General features: G+C 35.0%; 17 protein-coding genes. 4 read left to right on the top strand and 13 right to left on the bottom strand.

The genetic code is table 11. The features are described 5' to 3' along the window. Positions 1 to 4: 4 nt before the first annotated feature. From AC1RPK_RS04825 to AC1RPK_RS04775, 11 genes are all read right to left on the bottom strand, one after another. A complete protein-coding gene (locus AC1RPK_RS04825; RefSeq protein ID WP_481761463.1) occupies positions 5 to 1,093 on the bottom strand; it encodes a WxLIP family cell surface protein in 1,089 nt (362 codons plus the stop codon). A gap of 31 nt (positions 1,094 to 1,124) precedes the next feature. Further along, positions 1,125 to 1,916, bottom strand: coding sequence for a WxL domain-containing protein (locus tag AC1RPK_RS04820; protein WP_481761464.1), 792 nt, complete (start codon positions 1,914 to 1,916; stop codon positions 1,125 to 1,127). Between the two features lie 26 nt (positions 1,917 to 1,942). Further along, positions 1,943 to 2,548, bottom strand: a complete 606-nt coding sequence (locus tag AC1RPK_RS04815; RefSeq protein WP_481761465.1) for a WxL domain-containing protein — start codon at positions 2,546 to 2,548, stop codon at positions 1,943 to 1,945. A gap of 39 nt (positions 2,549 to 2,587) precedes the next feature. Continuing rightward, entirely contained in the window at positions 2,588 to 3,352 is a 765-nt protein-coding gene (locus AC1RPK_RS04810) for a WxL domain-containing protein (protein WP_481761466.1), read from the bottom strand. Positions 3,353 to 3,409: 57 nt separating this feature from the next. Next, positions 3,410 to 4,159, bottom strand: a complete 750-nt coding sequence (locus tag AC1RPK_RS04805) for a WxL domain-containing protein (RefSeq protein WP_481761467.1) — start codon at positions 4,157 to 4,159, stop codon at positions 3,410 to 3,412. A gap of 51 nt (positions 4,160 to 4,210) precedes the next feature. Further along, positions 4,211 to 4,972, bottom strand: coding sequence for a WxL domain-containing protein (locus AC1RPK_RS04800; protein ID WP_481761468.1), 762 nt, complete (start codon positions 4,970 to 4,972; stop codon positions 4,211 to 4,213). A 27-nt stretch (positions 4,973 to 4,999) separates the two neighbouring features. Continuing rightward, the gene (locus tag AC1RPK_RS04795) at positions 5,000 to 5,713 is read right to left on the bottom strand and encodes a WxL domain-containing protein (RefSeq protein ID WP_481761469.1); all 714 of its coding nucleotides are present in this window, start codon (positions 5,711 to 5,713) and stop codon (positions 5,000 to 5,002) included. A gap of 79 nt (positions 5,714 to 5,792) precedes the next feature. Continuing rightward, positions 5,793 to 8,366, bottom strand: a complete 2,574-nt coding sequence (locus AC1RPK_RS04790; RefSeq protein ID WP_481761470.1) for a hypothetical protein — start codon at positions 8,364 to 8,366, stop codon at positions 5,793 to 5,795. A 490-nt stretch (positions 8,367 to 8,856) separates the two neighbouring features. Beyond that, entirely contained in the window at positions 8,857 to 11,355 is a 2,499-nt protein-coding gene (locus AC1RPK_RS04785; RefSeq protein WP_481761471.1) for a hypothetical protein, read from the bottom strand. 279 nt (positions 11,356 to 11,634) lie between these two features. After that, on the bottom strand, positions 11,635 to 12,699 hold the full coding sequence (locus AC1RPK_RS04780) for a WxLIP family cell surface protein (protein ID WP_481761472.1): 1,065 nt from the start codon (positions 12,697 to 12,699) through the stop codon (positions 11,635 to 11,637). Beyond that, positions 12,692 to 13,327, bottom strand: a complete 636-nt coding sequence (locus AC1RPK_RS04775; RefSeq protein ID WP_481761474.1) for a WxL domain-containing protein — start codon at positions 13,325 to 13,327, stop codon at positions 12,692 to 12,694. Before AC1RPK_RS04775 ends, AC1RPK_RS04780 begins: the two co-directional genes overlap by 8 nt. 210 nt (positions 13,328 to 13,537) lie before the next feature. Between AC1RPK_RS04775 and AC1RPK_RS04770 the strand changes: the two genes are divergently transcribed. From AC1RPK_RS04770 to AC1RPK_RS04755, 4 genes are all read left to right on the top strand, one after another. Then, entirely contained in the window at positions 13,538 to 15,010 is a 1,473-nt protein-coding gene (locus tag AC1RPK_RS04770; RefSeq protein ID WP_481761475.1) for a helix-turn-helix domain-containing protein, read from the top strand. Beyond that, positions 15,003 to 15,422, top strand: coding sequence for a hypothetical protein (locus AC1RPK_RS04765; RefSeq protein WP_409022196.1), 420 nt, complete (start codon positions 15,003 to 15,005; stop codon positions 15,420 to 15,422). The genes AC1RPK_RS04770 and AC1RPK_RS04765 overlap by 8 nt, the downstream gene beginning before the upstream one ends. 112 nt (positions 15,423 to 15,534) lie before the next feature. Then, positions 15,535 to 16,128, top strand: coding sequence for an ATP-dependent Clp endopeptidase proteolytic subunit ClpP (gene clpP / locus AC1RPK_RS04760; protein WP_409022195.1), 594 nt, complete (start codon positions 15,535 to 15,537; stop codon positions 16,126 to 16,128). A 126-nt stretch (positions 16,129 to 16,254) separates the two neighbouring features. Continuing rightward, positions 16,255 to 16,773 carry a DsbA family protein gene (locus tag AC1RPK_RS04755; RefSeq protein WP_481761625.1) on the top strand — a complete coding sequence of 173 codons (519 nt, stop codon included), beginning with the start codon at positions 16,255 to 16,257 and terminating at the stop codon, positions 16,771 to 16,773. 62 nt (positions 16,774 to 16,835) lie between these two features. On the opposite strand, the gene AC1RPK_RS04750 is transcribed toward AC1RPK_RS04755, so the two are convergent. Beyond that, positions 16,836 to 17,087 (bottom strand): kinase to dihydroxyacetone kinase, encoded by a 252-nt coding sequence (locus tag AC1RPK_RS04750; protein ID WP_481761476.1) that lies wholly within the window; start codon positions 17,085 to 17,087, stop codon positions 16,836 to 16,838. Between the two features lie 26 nt (positions 17,088 to 17,113). Then, entirely contained in the window at positions 17,114 to 18,052 is a 939-nt protein-coding gene (gene whiA / locus AC1RPK_RS04745) for a DNA-binding protein WhiA (RefSeq protein WP_409022193.1), read from the bottom strand. Between the last annotated feature and the right edge of the window lie 12 nt (positions 18,053 to 18,064).

The raw sequence follows: 18,064 nt of genomic DNA, 5'->3' as shown, positions 1-18,064 counted from the left end.
TCGACTACTTATCTTCTTTTTCACCAGTTTGTAATTCTGATAAAATTTGTCGTTTTGCTTCTGCGACAGCTTCTTCTTTATCTTTTTTATTACGACGAACTAAGAACCAAATAATCAATAATACAAGTAGAAGTAAGAAGATTCCTGCAAGAATATACCACATTGTATAATCTTTTTCTAAGTCAACTGCCTTTTCGTTCAATTTATCTGCCGTTGCGCCATCAATTGTGAAGTTTTCAGTCCATTTCCACTTATTCACACCAGAAGTTGCCGTCATTTCTAGACGGTACTTACCAGGTTTAAAGGGTTGGTTGTCCCAAAAAATACCATAATTAAAATTCGTATTGGGAGCCATTGTCATATTCGAAGTGGTTGAAGCATGTAAGGCTTCATCCCCATTTCTTGAATAGACTTTTCCGGCTACCTTTAAATTACGAATAGGTGTTGTTGTTGGGTTTTGTAAATTTACCTTCAATGTATTACGGAAATTAACTGAACCTGGTTCAATTTTAAGTAATTTCATATCAGGTTTAACAACATCATCTGTTTCAGTTAACGTTGTCCCAATCACAAATGCATAACGGTTTTTAATTTGAACGTTACTCTTTGATTTTTTTTCACTATCTTTGTCGATCTTTTCATAGAAGTATAATCCACCATCGATTTCGCCATTAAATTTCTTAGCGGGCATTGTGATATGGAACGTATGCACAACACTTTTCTTGGCTGGAATTGTCACTTCTTTATCCGACTTAACAATTGAAGATAGAGGATTTACCATTGTTTTATCAAGTTTTGGTTTCACATGACTATATTCAACCACACCGTTATCGTTGGTTACAGCTGTATTTGCCTCAGCCATTACGACAACTGCTTTATTAGTCGAATTTTTCAATGTGACAGTAACATCTTGTTTCTGATTAGGCTTCATTTTTAAATTAAAATAGGTTTGGCGCTTATCAACTTGATTACTTGGAAGATTTGCAGTAACGGCAAAGTTCATTTCAGCAGCGTTCGCTTTTTGAACTTGTCCACTAAATAAAACCAATCCTGCCACAAACGCCATTATGATTCCAAAAAATTTTTTATTCAATGTAAAAATCCTCTTTCTTTTCAAATTAGCTTTATGGAGCCGCTATCAATGTCCATTTCAACGTTGATGTATAAGCTTCTTTTGTTTTCACAGTGGTACCAGGAACAAATAACGACACTGCATCGTTTCCTGTAGAGTTAGTTCCCGCTTTATCAGTACCCATAGCAAGTGTCCAAGTACCGAACGGATTATCACTATTACCATCTGTCGTACTAACAACCGAAACAGGAGTACCACCAGTTCCTGTAAGTTTAACGTTACCTGGTAAGTCCCCGCTTAGCCCTAAACCTGGATTTTCACTATGTGCTTCGATATTCTTAATATTTAGTACAGCACCTTTAAGCACGTTCCCGCTAGGACTTTTAAAAACAGTGTTACTAACACCTAATGACCAATTACCCGTTGTATTATTTGTGACCTGGGCGTAATTAGGTACATTATAATAATCTTTATCTGTTAGGTTTTGTGTGTCCCACACTCCACTTGAGTCACGACGGTTAGTCATGTCAGCTACTTTATCAAAAGTTGCATAGTAGGTTTTATTACTCCCCGAGATATCCTGTGCCCCAAAATGAAAACTAGAAATATAATCTATTCTTAAGTCTCCAGTTGTTGGCGTAACTTGATTGAGTGGGTGCACTGGTTTTGATGGATCTAACGGATCAACAGGACCAGACTTTTCAAGTAATGTTAAGTTAGCTGATGATATCGCAGTTTTTCCATCAGTTGCAACTGCTGCATCGGCTACTGAATTTACCATCATCGAAAATGCAAGGAGGGGGACAATGGCTACTGCTAGTCGTATATTTTTTTTCAAGCTCATTGTTTTAACCTATCCCTTTCTGCATTTTATAATGCTGCGTCTTTTAATGTCCATGTAATTGTTGATGTATATTTTTCATTTAATTTACTTGTTGCACCAGGTACTTCTAAAGTTGCTTTAGTAACAGGTAATGTGTTAGGCCCCATACCTTTATCTTTAGCTGCATCTACTGCTGGAACAGCTTTAGATGAACCATCTAAAAGCATAGTTGCTGCAGGATTAGCCACAAACTTTGCCCCATTACCATTAATAATTGAACCATTTGTTAAGGTTAACTTAGCACCATCAAGTGCCGTACCCGTTGCCGTGGCAAATTGTGTATTTGCAACTGTTAAATTCCAACCGACATTTGAGCCACGGTTATCATCAACTTGGATATTAGCATCCTCTGGTTTAGCGCCAAAAGACGTTTGTTCATAAGTTTTTGTTGATCCACTAATTTCTTGATCCCCAAAATCAACACTCGGTGCACTGATTAGCTTAAGTTCGCCTGCCCCAGTAGCTGGATTAGCTACGAAGTTAACATCACCTGTTGTGCCTTTTGTAATATCGGCAGCATGTGCTGCAGGTGCTAATGTTGAAAATAACGTAACTGCTAAAAGTGCTGATGTTGCAATTGCTGCTTTTTTCATAATTAATTTCCCCTTTGGTTTAACTTACTTCTAATCTTTTTATAGACCTGCGTCTGTTAATGTCCATGTTAAGTTAGTTTTGTAACTTGTTCCAATTGATTTAGCTGTTTTACCAGGTACTTCTAATGAGATTGCTTTCATTGAAGCATCTGTATCTGTTCCATCGACATATGTGCCAAATGAATCAGTCCAAGTACCCATACCTTGACCCTTAGCAGCACTTACAACTTCAACATCTTTTCCAACAGTTGGTGTAATAACACCACTATTTAAAGCAGTTGGGATTGTTGTCGTGTCACCAATATTTGAAGAATTAAATGTTTGACCGGTCATTTTTAATTGCGCACCAGCCAACTCAGAAGTCCCATCATTAAATTGGGCATCTTGATTTACTGAAAGTTTCCAACCACCATTTGTACCACGGTTATCAGTTACTTGTAAGTAATTAGCACGTTTAACCTTATCACCTTTACTATCTGTAGCTGAAATTGGTTGTGCATAGTAAGTTTCTGTAGAACCAGAAATCTTATGATCAGCACCAAAATCAAGATTAGAGATGTAATCAATCGATAAAGGTCCATCTGTACCAGGTTTGATTGGATCTGGATCTGGATCTGGTGTAATTGGATTTGTTGGATCGATTGGATCTGTGGGATTTGTTGGGCTTGTGCTTCCTGCGACAAAACCTACTTTACCTGTTTCATTATATGTTTGTGTATTATTTGCGGCATGTACAGCTGGTGCTGCAGTCAAACCTAATGTTGTTAACGCAATTGCACTTGCAACGATTTTTGTTGTTTTCATTTTAATTTCCCCTTTTATTGATTCCCTCTATTTTTTAATAACCTAGTTGATACAGGTTTACATCCCTGCGTCAGTAATTGTCCATGTTAAATCAGTGGTATATGGTTTAGCTTCTTTAGCTGAATTACCAGGTACGGCTAATGAAACAGCCTTCATTGCTGTATCCTTTGTAGCATCTGCATCATATACACCAAATGAATCTGTCCAAGTACCCATACCTTGACCCTTAGCTGCATTCAAGACTTCAACAGCGCTACCAGGTGTTGCTGTAATTGTAGCATCGGCTATAGCTGGGGTTGTTGCATTAGTTACACTATCCATATTTTTAGAATTTAATTTTTGTGATCCCATTTTTAATACTGCACCATCTAAATCTGCTGAGCCATCATTAAATTGTTTTTCTTGTTTAACTGAAAGTTTCCAACCAGCATTAGTACCACGTTTATCCGTTACTTGTAAGTAAGTAGCATATTTAGCACCACTAACTGCTTTGACAGGTGCAGCGTAGTAAGTTGTATCGTCCCCAGAAATTTTGTTTTCACCAAAATCAAAGTTAGAAACGTAATCAATTGATAATGGTCCATCAGTACCAGGACTAACAGGAGGAACAGTTGGTTCTAATGGATCAACGGGTTTATCTGGATCAACTGGGTTAACGGGTGGTGTTTTATCATCATTTTCTGTAAAACCAATCTTACCTAATGATGTGTAATTTTCTGTATGGTCTGCGGCATGTACAGCTGGTGCTGCAGTTAAACCTAATGTTGATAAAATAATTGCGCTTGTTACGATTTTAGTTGTTTTCATTTTAATTTCCCCTTTTAATTAATAACCTTTTTTTATTGATAGAATTAATTCTTATAAGTTAGCGTCTGTAAGTGTCCATGTTAAATCTGATGTGTATTTTTCTGCGACTTTTTTGCTATCACCAGGGATAGCTAATTTAACAGAAGCTTTAGCTTTATCAGCGTCTTTAGTTGCATTACCGAATGCTTCAACCCAAGTACCAGAACCTTCGCCATCTTTAGCTTGCATAACAACTTTATCACCTGATGCAGAAGAAATTGCAAGGTTATCTGTTAAAATTGATGGTGCTGGTTTTGTACCATTTTTATCAGCATTATTTGCTTCAGGGTTAGATAACGTAATTGTTGTGCCATCTAATACTGATTTTGTTGTTTCACTTGTAAATGCTTTTGATTGTTGAACTGAAAGTTTCCAGCCAGATACTGTACCACGGTTATCTGAAACTTGTAAGAAGTTTGCAAGGTCTTTTTTAGTTCCAGCTGTTGGGTTATCTGTTGTTGCTGCAACTAATTCCGAGTTATATGTTGTATCATTACCTGTTACTTTTTGTGTACCAAAGTTAAAGTTAGAAACGTAGTCAATTGCTAATGGGCCACCAGTACCTGGGTTCACTGGGTCTGTTGGATCGATAGTATGTCCTGGATCTGTTGGATCAGTAATACCAGGGTCTGTTGTTCCGTCATTTTTAGTCAATTCAACGTTACCATGTGATACATAATCTTTTGTTTCTGATGCGTTAGCTGTTGTAACAGCTGTTCCTGTAATACCTAATCCAAGTAATGCAGCGAATAATAATTTATTTGTTTTTTTCATAATATATATTTCCCCTAATCTCTTTTTTTATAGTTTAGCATCTGTCAAAGTCCATGTTAGTTCAGACTTATAAGCCCCTGCTACTTTTTTCGACTCAGCTGGAACAAACAATGAAATACTTTGTTGAGCAGCTGTATTATCTTTACCAAAACGATCCGTCCAGGTCCCCATACCATTGTCCAACTTAGCTGTCATCACAGTAACTGCCTTACCATCTGGCTTAATTGCTGCTTGACTATCCGTCGGTCTATGCAGGTTACTACCATTAACAACACCATTCATCAACGTGATAACCGTTCCATCTAATTTATTTTTACCATTCATAAATGGATTGGTCTGTGCAACGGTTAATTTCCACCCTGCATTTGACCCACGGTTATCCGTTATCTGAACATAGTTTGGATAATCTCCGACTTTACCGTTCTTATCAGCTAACTGGTCAAGTTGTGCATAATAAACACTATCTTTACCAGAAATTTTTTGTTGACTGAATTGTAAGTTCGAAACGTAATCAATCGATAACGGACCTGGCGTCCCCGGATTAACAGGTCTAACTGGTTTTACCGGATCCGTCGGATTAATTGGATTAACAGGTCGTGTTTCATCAGTACTTCCAACTAACTCAATAGTCGCATGCGATTGATAGCCCACTGTATCGCTTGCTGAAACTTGCGTTACGGCGAAACCAACAGGTACCATGCTTCCTAAAAGAATCCCCATAATTGTACTTCTTTTTAGCATCGTATTTTCTCCCCTCGTAAGATTTTGGTAGTTTTTAATATTAGCAATATGCTAACGATTAACATTAATTAAACAAGGTTTATGAATGTGGCGTATCCGCTAATGTCCATGTTATTTCCCCTGTATAGTCCCCTGCTTTAAGCAAAGGGTTATTTCCATTAAGTTGAACGATAATTCCTTTGTCGTTTGCCCAACTTACTTCTTGAGTTACCTCAGATTGCCCTGAACCAACTTCTGCACTGTTTGATTCTATATCTTGCGATTGACCAGATGCATCTATATATGTCAATACACCATTTAACTTAACGTTAGCATCGTTATGCTCCGTTAACGGTGTTGTAAGTTGAGCTGTTAAGGTCCAAGCTTGTTTACCCGCGTTAGAAACTTGTACGCTATTAACATGAGGATCAGGGTCACTACGTTGAACTTTAAAGTCTTCTCCGCTGTAAGGTAACGTAACACCTAAAAAAGAACCGTAATTAGTTGCCCCAGGTCCTTCTGTAATTTTCAATCCACCTGTAACTTCAATGTTAATGGTCTTTTTTAAACCATCCGAATTTTTGATAACTGCCTGATAAATACCATCAGTTGAAGTTTGTTTAAGTGTCGTTGAATCAACGCTTACTTTAGATTCAGCACCAGTTGCTAACAACCATCCTTTAGCTTCACTAGTCTTTAGAATTAATGCAGTCAACTCATCAGTTGTTAATTTTTGAATATCTGCCTGCTTTACGCCAAATCCTTTTGCATAAAGGGCAGAGACTTTATCAGTTGCAGTGTCATCATCAGTTACAGTAACTGGTACAGCTACTTTTGCGATTTCATTTGGTTTAACTGCAATATCTGTTAAAAGCATATCTTGGATGTAAAATCCTACTGTTTTATTATCAAGTGGTTTACCTGATGGATTTGTCCCATCAACAGTTAGTGTATGTGCATTAACTGTTGGTTGATTAATAATTGTCAAATCTTTAATCAAATCCGTCTCGCCTGTCTTAACCGTATCGCCAACTTTGATTGTTTGTGGGATAGCAATTGCGCCTAATTTGAATACGTTAACAGTTATAGTAACTGGTTTTTCTTGACGGTTATTACCTGGATCAACTGCCGTAACTAATAGTTCATTTTTACCTGGACCTAGTTTAGACATATTAACTGGTACAGAATACGGTGTAGGATTCTTCACATCCACTGTAATAGTATCGTAAGGATTCTTTTCTGACGTTCCATCTGGATACCCGATTTCAATATTTCCTTTTGTATCATCTGAATCAGTAACATCTCCTGTAATCTCAACACCTTTTTGATCAGCGTAACCGTTAATTATTGTATTTTTAACTGTCGCAACGGGAGGAGTACTAGGTGTTGTCTCTTTATAAGTAAGGTAAGACCCATTAACAAGTGTTGCACCTGGAGCTAAATCAACTTGATTAGCTTTCATAATGTACGCACTATCATCACCAATTGTTTTACTTGGATTACTAATATTTTCAATTCCAATATTAGTGTTTGCTGCTGAACCTTCCATACCTGTCCCGGCTACCCCCCCTTTAAAGTAGTTATTAAAATTAGCGGGGTTTAGAATCTTATCTTGAGAACCGCCCGTATAATTTGTCCAACCACCCAAAGTAGCATTAGACTCTGGATCTTTCAATCTCACATCCAAAACATGCTTCTGACTAGTACTATCCCCAATCATTTTAAAGCCATCATTAGGTCCAATACTCTGTAAAGGAACTTTATCAGAATCTACAAAAGTATCATTTGTTTCCAAGGCACCTATTTTTTGTGAATCTGAATTATTATTTGTAATACTAAAGTAACGGTAAATACCACCAGTCCTACCATATACTGATTCAAAAGTATAACTAACTTTGTACTTACTATCATACATAGTTGCTTTAAATCCCGTGTTCATACTATTTTTATAAAGATGATAATCAGTAATTGACCCATCTAAAAGTCCACCCTCGATACCAGAAATACCGTTGTCTAGGTAAGCTTCATTCACATTATAACCACGAGCTATTTTGTCGCCCATAATCAGCCCGTGTATAATCGATGGACGCGGATTTTTTCCGGTAGTATACGTATATGACCAAGATGGTAAATTAGGTGAACTATTATTGCTTGCTCTATCTGCGTCATTATTATTCGTCAGTTCACTAGGCTGAAAAGGTTCAATACTATTTCCAAAGTACATAACTGGTTCATTAGGCTTATCAGATCTCCCCGATTGTGAAACAAACGTCTTTGCTACATCAGCTGCGTAATCTTTTGTTTCCCATTTAACAGTAGGTAGAATTTCATCTTTTGGTCCAACATATCCAGCTGCTCGAGTGGTAGCTCGAGTACTTCGTTTAGTTTTTTCTGATGATTTAGCTTTTATTTTTAATTCACTTTTTTTAGTTGTTGATTTAGTTTCTACAGATTCACTTGATAGCGCCTTTTTTTCTGATTCACTTGATTCTTTAATCGTTAACTTACTTGATGTTTCATCTGATGATTCGCTTGACATACTGCTCTCATCGGTTTTAGCAAACACACTAGGTTCTCTATGGCTAGCTCCCCCAGCTAACAATCCTGCAAAAACAGCACTTGTCATAATTGTTGCCGAAACCCATTCTTTTTTTCTGTTTTTATACTCTCTCATTTTTTAGCCCTCCCCAATCCTTGCTTTTAACTTATTAATTATTTTATCAATTTAGTCTATTTGATTTCACTAACATATTGCCAATTCACTACTATCCCCTATTTATCTAGCTATTTCTATTAACTTTTATCAAATATACCTTTTAGCAAAGTTAAAAATTCAACATGTACATGCTTTGTCTTTGATTAACATGTACATATTATATCTTCAATGGTGTACGATGTTAAATCAAATTTTTTATTTTTTTAAAAATATTTGAAAATTAAACAAATAATAATTATTCATAAGTTTTATCTCATCATAAAACGAAAATTATTAAGCCACTAAAATACGAATAAAATTTAGTTATCATTAATTTTTATTAAAAAAATCCATATCAATACTTAGCAGTATTGATATGGATTTACTATTATTTGGGATTGTTATTTAGTTCATAATTAAACTGCTAAAAATATTCAAATCATTTAAGATTAAATTAGAAACTATAACATTAAGGTGTATTCTCTAGTGTCCATGTTATTTCCCCTGTATAGGCTCCAGCTTTAAGTGATGTATTACCTCCGTTAAGTTGAGCGACAATTCCTTTATCCTTATCCCAACGGACTTCTTGAGTTGCCTCAGACTGTCCTGAACCAACTTCTGCACTACTTGATTCTATATCTTGTACACCATTAGCTGAATTTACATACTCCAAAACACCAGTTAACTTATCATTAGCACTATCTGTCAAACCTTTTGTAAGTCGAGCAGTTAATGTCCAAGCTTGTTTACCTGCATTAGAAATATTCACACTGCTATTGGTACTAGAATCACTACGTTGGAGATCAAAATTTTCTCCACTGTAAGGTAATATCACGCCACTGGAAGAACCATAGTCAGTTGCAGTAGGTGCTGATGTAATTTTTAATCCACCTGAGACAGTAATCACAATTTCTTTTGTTTGACCATCAGAATTTTGGATAACTGCTTTATAAAAACCATCACCTGAAGTTGGTTTAAGTTCTGTTGACTTAACACTAACTTTAGATTCGGCACCCGTCGCTATCAGCCAGCCTCTAGCTTTACTATTATTCAAGATTAATGTATCTAAATCACCAGTTGATAAGTTTTGAATATCCGCTGTTTTTAATTCAAATCCCTTGGCATAAAGAGCAGAAGTTTTGTCAAATGCAGTATCACTATCAGTTACGGTAACGGGTACAGCTACTTTTGCGATTTCATTTGGTTTAACTGCAGTATCTGTTAAAAGCATATCTTGAATGTAAAATCCTGCTGTTTTATTATCAAGTGGCTTACCTGATGGATTTGTTGTATCCATTTTTAAGGTATGTGCATTAACTGTTGGTTGATTAATAATTGTTAAATTCTTAATTAAGTCCGTTTCGCCTGTCTTAACCGTATCGCCAACTTTGATTGTTTGTGGGATAGCAGTTGCACCTAATTTATAAAGATTGACTGTTACCGTAACAGGTTTTAACTGTTCTACTTCACTATCGTCAACAGCTGTCACTATTATCTTATTTGAACCTAATTTTAATTTAGAAGTGTCAATGTTTGCACTATAATCAGCACTAGTATCTACCTTACCTGTGTCGTACACATTCTCTGTTGTTCCTGACGTTGACCCATCTGGATAGGTAATTTGAATATAACCTTTACTGCCATCCTTATCTAAAACCGTTCCTAAAACTTTAGGCCTATTAGTTTGACTTGCATAAGCATTAATCGTTTGTTCTTTTACACTTGCAACAGGTGCAACAGCTTCCTTATAAGTTTGATAAGAACCCGTTACGAGTGTTCCTCCTGGTTCCAAAGTTTTCGGATTAGCTTTTATTATGAACCCACTATCGCCTTTAAATGGGTTATCTGGATTCTTAATATTTGAAACGGCAATAATTTTATTATGTGGTGATTTTTCCATTCCAGTTCCAAGTGCACCACCATTGAAATAATTATTTAAATAACCAGTATTCATAACATTTGGTTCATCTCCGCCTGTGTAATTCGTCCATCCACCTAATTTGGTATTATTTCTTGGATCATTTAATTTGAAATTTAAACTATGTGCTGACCCAACCATTTTGAATCCTTCATCCGGGCCTAAGCTTTCAATGGTAACAGCATCCTCATCAACGAATGTATCGACGCCCTCAATAGCTCCAACTGCACGAGCCGTTGTGTCATTGTTAGTAATACTAAAATAGCTATAAACACCGCCACTAGCATCATAAACTTCCTCAAATGTATAACTTAATTTATACTTTGTATCATACATAATTGCCTTAAATCCAGTACCTGTTTTATTTTTAAAAAGTTGATATCCAGTGATATCCTTACCTTTAACTGCAGATTCAATTGTATAAGGAATTGATGAAAAGGATGATACCAACCCGTATCCACGATTACCTGGGACACTATTATTAATAATAATTCCATAAGATTTCCTTGGAACAGGATTTATTCCAGTATCAAACATGTAGGCCCAACCAGACTTATTAAGACCACTGACGGGATCATTATTTAATAACTCATTCATTTGAAAAGGAAAATAATTATTTCCAAAATATAATACAGGTTCGCCAGGTTTATTCTGTGAACCCGACTGTGAAACAAATGCCGTTGCTGACTCCGCTGAATAATCTTTTGTTGTATCCCAGTAATCATCAGGAAATACATCATTTGCTGGTCCAACATACCCAGCTGCTCTAGTACTTAGTTTAGCTTTTGCTGACGGTTTAGCTTTTGTTTTTGATTCACTTTTTTTTATTGTGATTGATTTAGTTTTTAGAGAATCACTTGATATCGCCTTTTTTCCTGATTCACTTGTGGCGTTATCTGATGACTCACTTGACATACTGCTCTCATCAGTTTGAGCAAATACACTAGGTTCCCTGTGACTGGCCCCCCCAGCAAATAATCCTGCAAAAACAGCACTTGTTATAAGTGTTGCTGAAATCCATTCTTTTGTTCTACTGTTATGTTTCCTCATCTTTTATCCCTCTCTAATGCTTAATTATCTTATTTATTTGGTCTTACTATCATATCGTTAAGTCATTGTCATCCCCTATTTTTCTAACAATTCCCATTAACTTTTAGTAAAGTGAAGATACAATATGTACATACTACATCTACAATTATTATGTACATATTGTATCTTCAATGGTGCACAATGTTAAATCACATTTTTTACCTTTTTAAAAATATTTGAAAATAAAAAAGTTATTAATTAAAAGATAATATCCCTTAATTAATAACTTTTTCATTTAAATTATTTAATTTTTTGTTGATACTTTCTTTTTAATCTTCGATTAATCCATAATATAACAAAAACATTAACGATTATCAGTACGAACAAGAGTAATATCCAATAGATCCAGTAATTTGTTTGATCGATTGTAACATCCTTCTCATTCAATATTCTTGCTTTTGATCCACTTACCGTAAATTTCTGTTTAAAATGCCATGCCTGATTTTTAGAAGTCATCTCTGCACTAAGTTCGTAGGTACCACTTTTGAGTAATTCACCAGCAGCTAATGGAATTGGAAAGGTAACCGCACTGGTTGGGGCAATTTGCATGTCCTTATTACTTGCTCGATATAATACTTTTGAACTACCTAACCGTCTGACTTGTGTATTTATTTGAACTTTATTTAAAAACATAGCGCTCTGATTTTCAAATCTCGCAGCAATCACATTACGTGCATTAATTTGTGTGATATCAACCGTTTTTAATTTTACTTGTGCGCTAGTTACAGGTTGTTCTCCATGGAATATTACCGCAGTCGTATATAAATAACGATTATCAATAACCGCTCGTTCTGACTTTGTTTGAGACTGAGCATCATTGTCTTCAATCACCGATATACCTCCCGCAACGACACCTGCAAAAGTCGTATTGGGTAACGCAACATCCAAAGTAACTATTTTTTCACTTTTTGCAGGAACAGTTATACGATTCTGACGAGCTCTAACTGCTTTTACCACTGAGAACGGCTGTTGTGCCAATACTTTACTTTGTGATTCCGCGTACTCCACAACCCCATTATAGTTTGTTGTTGCATCCTTAATGAGGACTTCAAACGTTAGTGATTTATCAATAAGATTAGCTACCTTAATTTTCAGCTGTGTTTTAGTTCCTGGTGCTGCTTTTAAATCAAAATAAGTTTTTTTCTTATCTAATTGATAGTCAGATATCATAGGTTGAACAGAAAAGTCAACTTGGCTGGCATTAACCTGCTTAATGTCCACTCCGAATAAAAATAAAATACTGAATAAAAATAAATAGCCGAATCTTTTAATAAATTTTGTGGTTATCATTTCATTATTATTCATTTGATGGCACATCATTTAATGACCATGTAATTTCACTACGATAGACATCTGTCATCTTAGTTGCCTCACGGGGAATATTCAAAGCGATACTATTTCCTTTAGTTGCCTCATTCCCAAAACGGTAAACCCAAGTGCCGTATCCTTCATCACCTTTTGCGGCAACGACTACTTTATTAGCTCCTACAGACAAATCAAAATTTTTCTTATAAAATCCAGGTTTTTTATCCGCAGAAATGGAAACAAGTTCACCATTACTAAAACTAAGATAGGCACCCGTTAACGATTTATGCGTCTCTTCAGATTCAAATTGGCGACTCTGTTTAGCTTCAAGCACCCAACCATTTTCAGTTCCGCTAAAATTTGAAACTTGAACGTAATTGGGTGTGCTTGCCCCTGTTGCCATATCTTGCGCTTTGGCATAACTTTTTTTATCATTCGAATCAATTTTAGTTGTATTGAAACTAAGGGAAGAAGCAAAATCGACTGTTGTTGCTCCAGATTGAAAATCCATAGACAAATCGGATTGCGCACTACCACGATTAGTTTTCGCCGCTTGAATCGTTGCCTCAGATGCAGTCATATAGAGACCTAATAGTGTTACAAAGGCGCTTAATACTATTTTATTCATAAAGATTTCCCTCTCCCTGTCTAAAAAAATTACTCTTCTGTTATTTCTATAATTTGAATACATATATTAATGACATGTTATTTTATATCACCACTTTTGTCAATTTTTTTAAAAATATGATAATTATTGATTCTAGATTTATATGCAAACCGTTGGCAATTCCCCTATAATGGATAGTACATACTCTTTAATGAGGAGGAATCGCGATAAATGGACTTTATATTTAACAAAGATGATATTCGTAAGTTAGAATTATTTTCTTATCTTGAGAATACTTATGACCAATCTGCTTCGCAAACAGACATCCAAAAACATTTTAAATGGTCAAAATATTATACAGCAACAACTATCAAGTCTTTAGAAGAAGATCTTGTCACTGAAGGATTAGACGATTACTATTTATTAAAAGTTAGCAATAACAAAGTAAGTCTACAAAAAAATGGCTTAGATTCCATCGATCACCTATTACTTCTATACGCTAAGCAGTCACCTCAATTTTTGATGCTGAATGCGCTATTTACTAACCCTAATTTTAGTATAGAATCCTTCACCGAATCGTTATTTTTAAGTGAAGCAACTGGTTATCGGACCAAGAAATTTTTAGATGATATGTTACAAAAATTAGGCTTTAAAATCACTAAAAACTTCCAATTAGTAGGTCCTGAAGAAAATATTCGCTTATTTTTTTATAACCTTTATTTAGCTGTCTATAAGAACTACAACTTCCCATTTAATGAAGAAGTTGATCGTAATTCTAGTTTATTTTCTAACCAATTAATTTCTAGCTTAAATCTTGATCTCACACAAATACAATTATTGAAACTAAAGTATTTTTCAGCTGTTCTCATACAAAGTTTAGCTTCTAATCGAAATGATACTAATCGTTTTGCTGATGTTAATTTTGCTAATTCAGACTCAATCATGTCCAATATTCAAGACTGTCTTCAAGAAAATCCAGGTATTAATGGACTTACGGATGAACAGTTATCAATTGAAACAGTATTTGTTCTAAATTTCCTTTATATGGAAGACATTGTTGACGTTACATTTAATAACTCATCTTTCTTTTCACAAATTGAATCACTCAATAATTTTGTTATTAAAGACTTACAAAAGTTCTTTGATATCACATTAAGTGAACAAAGTTATATGACATTATTTGACGAATTATCTCGTATTCATTTTTCTAGTTACCATAGTGCCCAAATTGATTTTAGTTGGCAAGTTGCCGTAGATAATACTATTTTAAAAGAAAATTATAGTTGGTTTTATATCTTCGTTGACCAATTGATAACTAACTTAACAACGAATGTACCGGATATTTTCAAAGAAAAAAACATTAACATGGCCCGTTTAAAATCAGAATATCTTTTCTTATTCATTCGTTATATTGATTTACCAACCGTTTCAAAACCGGTGCATATAACAATTGATTTTTCAAAAGGGAGTAACTACAATGATTTAATTCACAAAAATCTTGATTCAATGCCCTTCTTTAATTTGGAAGTTAACTACAAATTAACAGATCAAACCGATATTTACCTTTCTGACTTCTTGATGGCAGATGTCCCCAGTCGCTACCTAATCTGGAATAGTCCACCATTAGCTTCTGATTGGGAGATATTTGCTAATATGGTTGTGGCTATTCGAACAGATAGTCAGGAGGATATCACTAATGCATAAAAAGTTTAGAACATCCCGCCTAACTAGAATTTCCTTAGCCTCAATCGTAGCTAACTTGTTCATTTTATCCATGTATGTACCCAAACAAATTAAAGCAACACCGCGAAGCGATAGTGAAGATTCTCGTGTAGCTCCTGTGAATCCAATGGATCCCAGAAAAAATGCAGAACCTGTGTCCCCTAAGGTTTCGGCACCTAAAAAACAAAAACCTCGTAAGGTTAAGAAAAAAGTAACAGATAAATCACCAATCGCTTTTGTTTCAACGCAACATTCTGTAACACCTATTAAACCACCTGTAGCCCTTTCAGTATCTTATTCTGGCTACTTGGTTCGTCATTTATCAGGGAACCTACTCTATGGTTCAAAAACAAGGTCATCAGATGCGATTATTTTAAAAGAAACTAAAGAATAAATTTAGTTTATTTTATTTGACCTTTTTTGACCAAGGGTTTAAACTAGCATTACATTAGTTCAAATGCTAATATAAAAAAAGTAAATAATAATAAATTCGGAGGTTTCTAACTATGAATATGGTTCCTACAGTTATCGAACAATCTGCCGGTGGCGAACGTGCCTATGATATCTACTCTCGTCTTTTAAAAGACAGAATCATTATGTTATCTGGTGAAGTTAATGATGATATGGCAAATGCTATTATCGCTCAATTACTTTTCTTAGACGCTCAAGACTCAGAAAAAGATATTTCAATTTACATTAACTCACCCGGTGGTTCTGTTTCAGCCGGTTTAGCTATCTACGATACAATGAACTTCATCAATGCTGATGTTCAAACAATCGTTATGGGTATGGCTGCTTCAATGGCCAGTGTATTGGCAACTGCTGGTACAAAGGGTAAACGTTTTGCATTACCTAACTCAGAAATTATGATTCACCAACCACTTGGTGGCGCTCAAGGTCAAGCAACAGAAATTGAAATTGCTGCTGCACATATCTTGAAAACAAGAACATTGATTAACCAAATTTTAGCTGATGCAACTGGTCAAGATATTAAAGTTATCGATAAAGATACAGATCGTGATAACTTTATGACTGCTGATCAAGCAAAAGAATACGGTTTGATTGATAAAATTATGACTAACAAAAAAGGGCTTAAATAAGCTTTAACGTTTAAGGACACTAACAAGTTAACTTTTGTTAGTGTCCTTTTTTTGAGCGGATAATTATTCAGATGAACCCGTCTTATGCTATACTGACGCTAATAAATGAAGACTGGACTGATAAAAATGGATATTTCAATTATTGATGCTTCAAAAGTAAATCGGGACTTTGGACTTGTGATTGGTAACTCTGACGCGCCAAAAACAATTATTGAGTTTATTAACCTACGTTGCCCCTACTCAAAAGAATGGTTCGAAAAATCTAAAGAGACTTTAGATTCTTATGTTGCAAACGGACGTGTAAAACGTGTCATCAAACTTTTTGATAAAGAAAAAGAATCCTTACAACGTGGTAATGTTGCTCATCATTATCTTCCTTTAGATAATCCGCAAAAATCTTACGATTTAATAACTGAATTATTTAAAACGCAAGATACGTGGAAAGACTTAACACTGGATGAGGTTGCTGCCTATATGGAAAAGACCTTTAGTTTAACTGACGTTTCTGATAAAACTTACATTAACTCAATTATCGCTGAAGCTAACGACGCAAATATTCAATTTGTACCAACCGTTATCGTTGACGACCATATTTTTGATGAATCAATTGATCTAGCTACCTTAAAATCATATTTAGATAAATAAAAAATACGCATATAATTAATAGCTAAGATAAAAGCTATCAGTTATATGCGTATTTTATTTGGTTAACCTTTTAATCCTTTAGATTGTCTGACCATATCTTCAACAACAACATCAAAGATTTCTCCAAGTCCAGCACAATATTCTAATATTTCCCACGGCGCATTCGTATGGAAATGCAGTTTCATTAAATCAGAATCTCCCGCAACAAGTAAACTATCACCTTTGAATTGACGTAAAATCTTATCGTTCAATTGGTCCTCGTCTAATGTACTACCTTCTATTAGTAGTTGCGTATCATATTTAAATGTTATCATGCTATCTCACCTCTTTAAAATTTCGTTTATTTTTCACCAATTCGAACTTTTTCAGCAAATTCGTTAATTTTTCGTAGCCGATGATTAATCCCAGATTTTGAAATTGGACCACCTGGTACTAAATCACCTAATTCTTTCAAACTAACTTCTTGATGAACCAGACGTGTTTCAGCAACTTCTTTTAATTTAGAAGGTAATTGCCCTAAACCAACAGAATGTGCAATAAACTCAATATTAGCAATTTGTTTATTCGCAGCATCCGCCACTTTATTCATATTAGCTGTTTCGCAATTAACCATGCGATTAACTGAATTACGCATATCGCGGACAATCCTAATATCTTCAAACTTCAACATAGCCGTTGTTGCGCCAATTAATGACAAGAAATCAGCAATTTTTTCTGCTTCTTTTAAATAAACGATATAACCACTTCGACGTTCAGTCATTCTAGCGTTGAATCCAAATTTATTAATCATTTCGCAAATTGTTTGATTATGTTCTTCATAGACTGAGTAAATTTCCAAATGATAACGGCTTGTTTCAGGATTATTAACAGAACCACCTGCCAAAAATGCCCCACGTAAATATGAACGCATCATCATATCATCATGGGCCAACAGATCCATTGGTACACCCATTTTAAGTTGCATATCTTCAATGATATCCAGGTCTTTTAAAACAAAATCACTACCTGTTTTTAAACGTACAATATAAATATTATTTTTCTTTAATTTCATTTTACGACGAACTAATAGTTCACTTGTAATGTCATAAAATTCATTTAAAAGTTCATAAATCCGTCTCGCAATTGCGGGATTCTCAGTCTGAACATTTAAAACAAATTGATGATTAATAATACTCAAAGACCCATTCATTCTAATTAACGCCATTAACTCTGCTTTAGCATTATTTTTTCTGACTTTGAGGGTCGTTAATTCTTTTTTCACTTCACTTGCATATGACATTCTTTCACCTTA

The sequence above is a fragment of the Dellaglioa sp. CoH-55-MRSF-6 genome (assembly GCF_056782215.1).
This window is presented reverse-complemented; position numbering and strand designations above follow the sequence as displayed.

Excerpts from the sequence above, each read along its gene's own strand:
- AC1RPK_RS04820 (WP_481761464.1), bottom strand. The coding sequence starts at position 1,916 with ATGAGCTTGAAAAAAAATATACGACTAGCAGTAGCCATTGTCCCCCTC.
- AC1RPK_RS04815 (WP_481761465.1), bottom strand. The coding sequence starts at position 2,548 with ATGAAAAAAGCAGCAATTGCAACATCAGCACTTTTAGCAGTTACGTTA.
- AC1RPK_RS04810 (WP_481761466.1), bottom strand. The coding sequence starts at position 3,352 with ATGAAAACAACAAAAATCGTTGCAAGTGCAATTGCGTTAACAACATTA.
- AC1RPK_RS04805 (WP_481761467.1), bottom strand. The coding sequence starts at position 4,159 with ATGAAAACAACTAAAATCGTAACAAGCGCAATTATTTTATCAACATTA.
- AC1RPK_RS04800 (WP_481761468.1), bottom strand. The coding sequence starts at position 4,972 with ATGAAAAAAACAAATAAATTATTATTCGCTGCATTACTTGGATTAGGT.
- AC1RPK_RS04795 (WP_481761469.1), bottom strand. The coding sequence starts at position 5,713 with ATGCTAAAAAGAAGTACAATTATGGGGATTCTTTTAGGAAGCATGGTA.
- AC1RPK_RS04790 (WP_481761470.1), bottom strand. The coding sequence starts at position 8,366 with ATGAGAGAGTATAAAAACAGAAAAAAAGAATGGGTTTCGGCAACAATT.
- AC1RPK_RS04785 (WP_481761471.1), bottom strand. The coding sequence starts at position 11,355 with ATGAGGAAACATAACAGTAGAACAAAAGAATGGATTTCAGCAACACTT.
- AC1RPK_RS04780 (WP_481761472.1), bottom strand. The coding sequence starts at position 12,699 with ATGAATAATAATGAAATGATAACCACAAAATTTATTAAAAGATTCGGC.
- AC1RPK_RS04775 (WP_481761474.1), bottom strand. The coding sequence starts at position 13,327 with ATGAATAAAATAGTATTAAGCGCCTTTGTAACACTATTAGGTCTCTAT.
- AC1RPK_RS04770 (WP_481761475.1), top strand. The coding sequence starts at position 13,538 with ATGGACTTTATATTTAACAAAGATGATATTCGTAAGTTAGAATTATTT.
- AC1RPK_RS04765 (WP_409022196.1), top strand. The coding sequence starts at position 15,003 with ATGCATAAAAAGTTTAGAACATCCCGCCTAACTAGAATTTCCTTAGCC.
- clpP (WP_409022195.1), top strand. The coding sequence starts at position 15,535 with ATGAATATGGTTCCTACAGTTATCGAACAATCTGCCGGTGGCGAACGT.
- AC1RPK_RS04755 (WP_481761625.1), top strand. The coding sequence starts at position 16,255 with ATGGATATTTCAATTATTGATGCTTCAAAAGTAAATCGGGACTTTGGA.
- AC1RPK_RS04750 (WP_481761476.1), bottom strand. The coding sequence starts at position 17,087 with ATGATAACATTTAAATATGATACGCAACTACTAATAGAAGGTAGTACA.
- whiA (WP_409022193.1), bottom strand. The coding sequence starts at position 18,052 with ATGTCATATGCAAGTGAAGTGAAAAAAGAATTAACGACCCTCAAAGTC.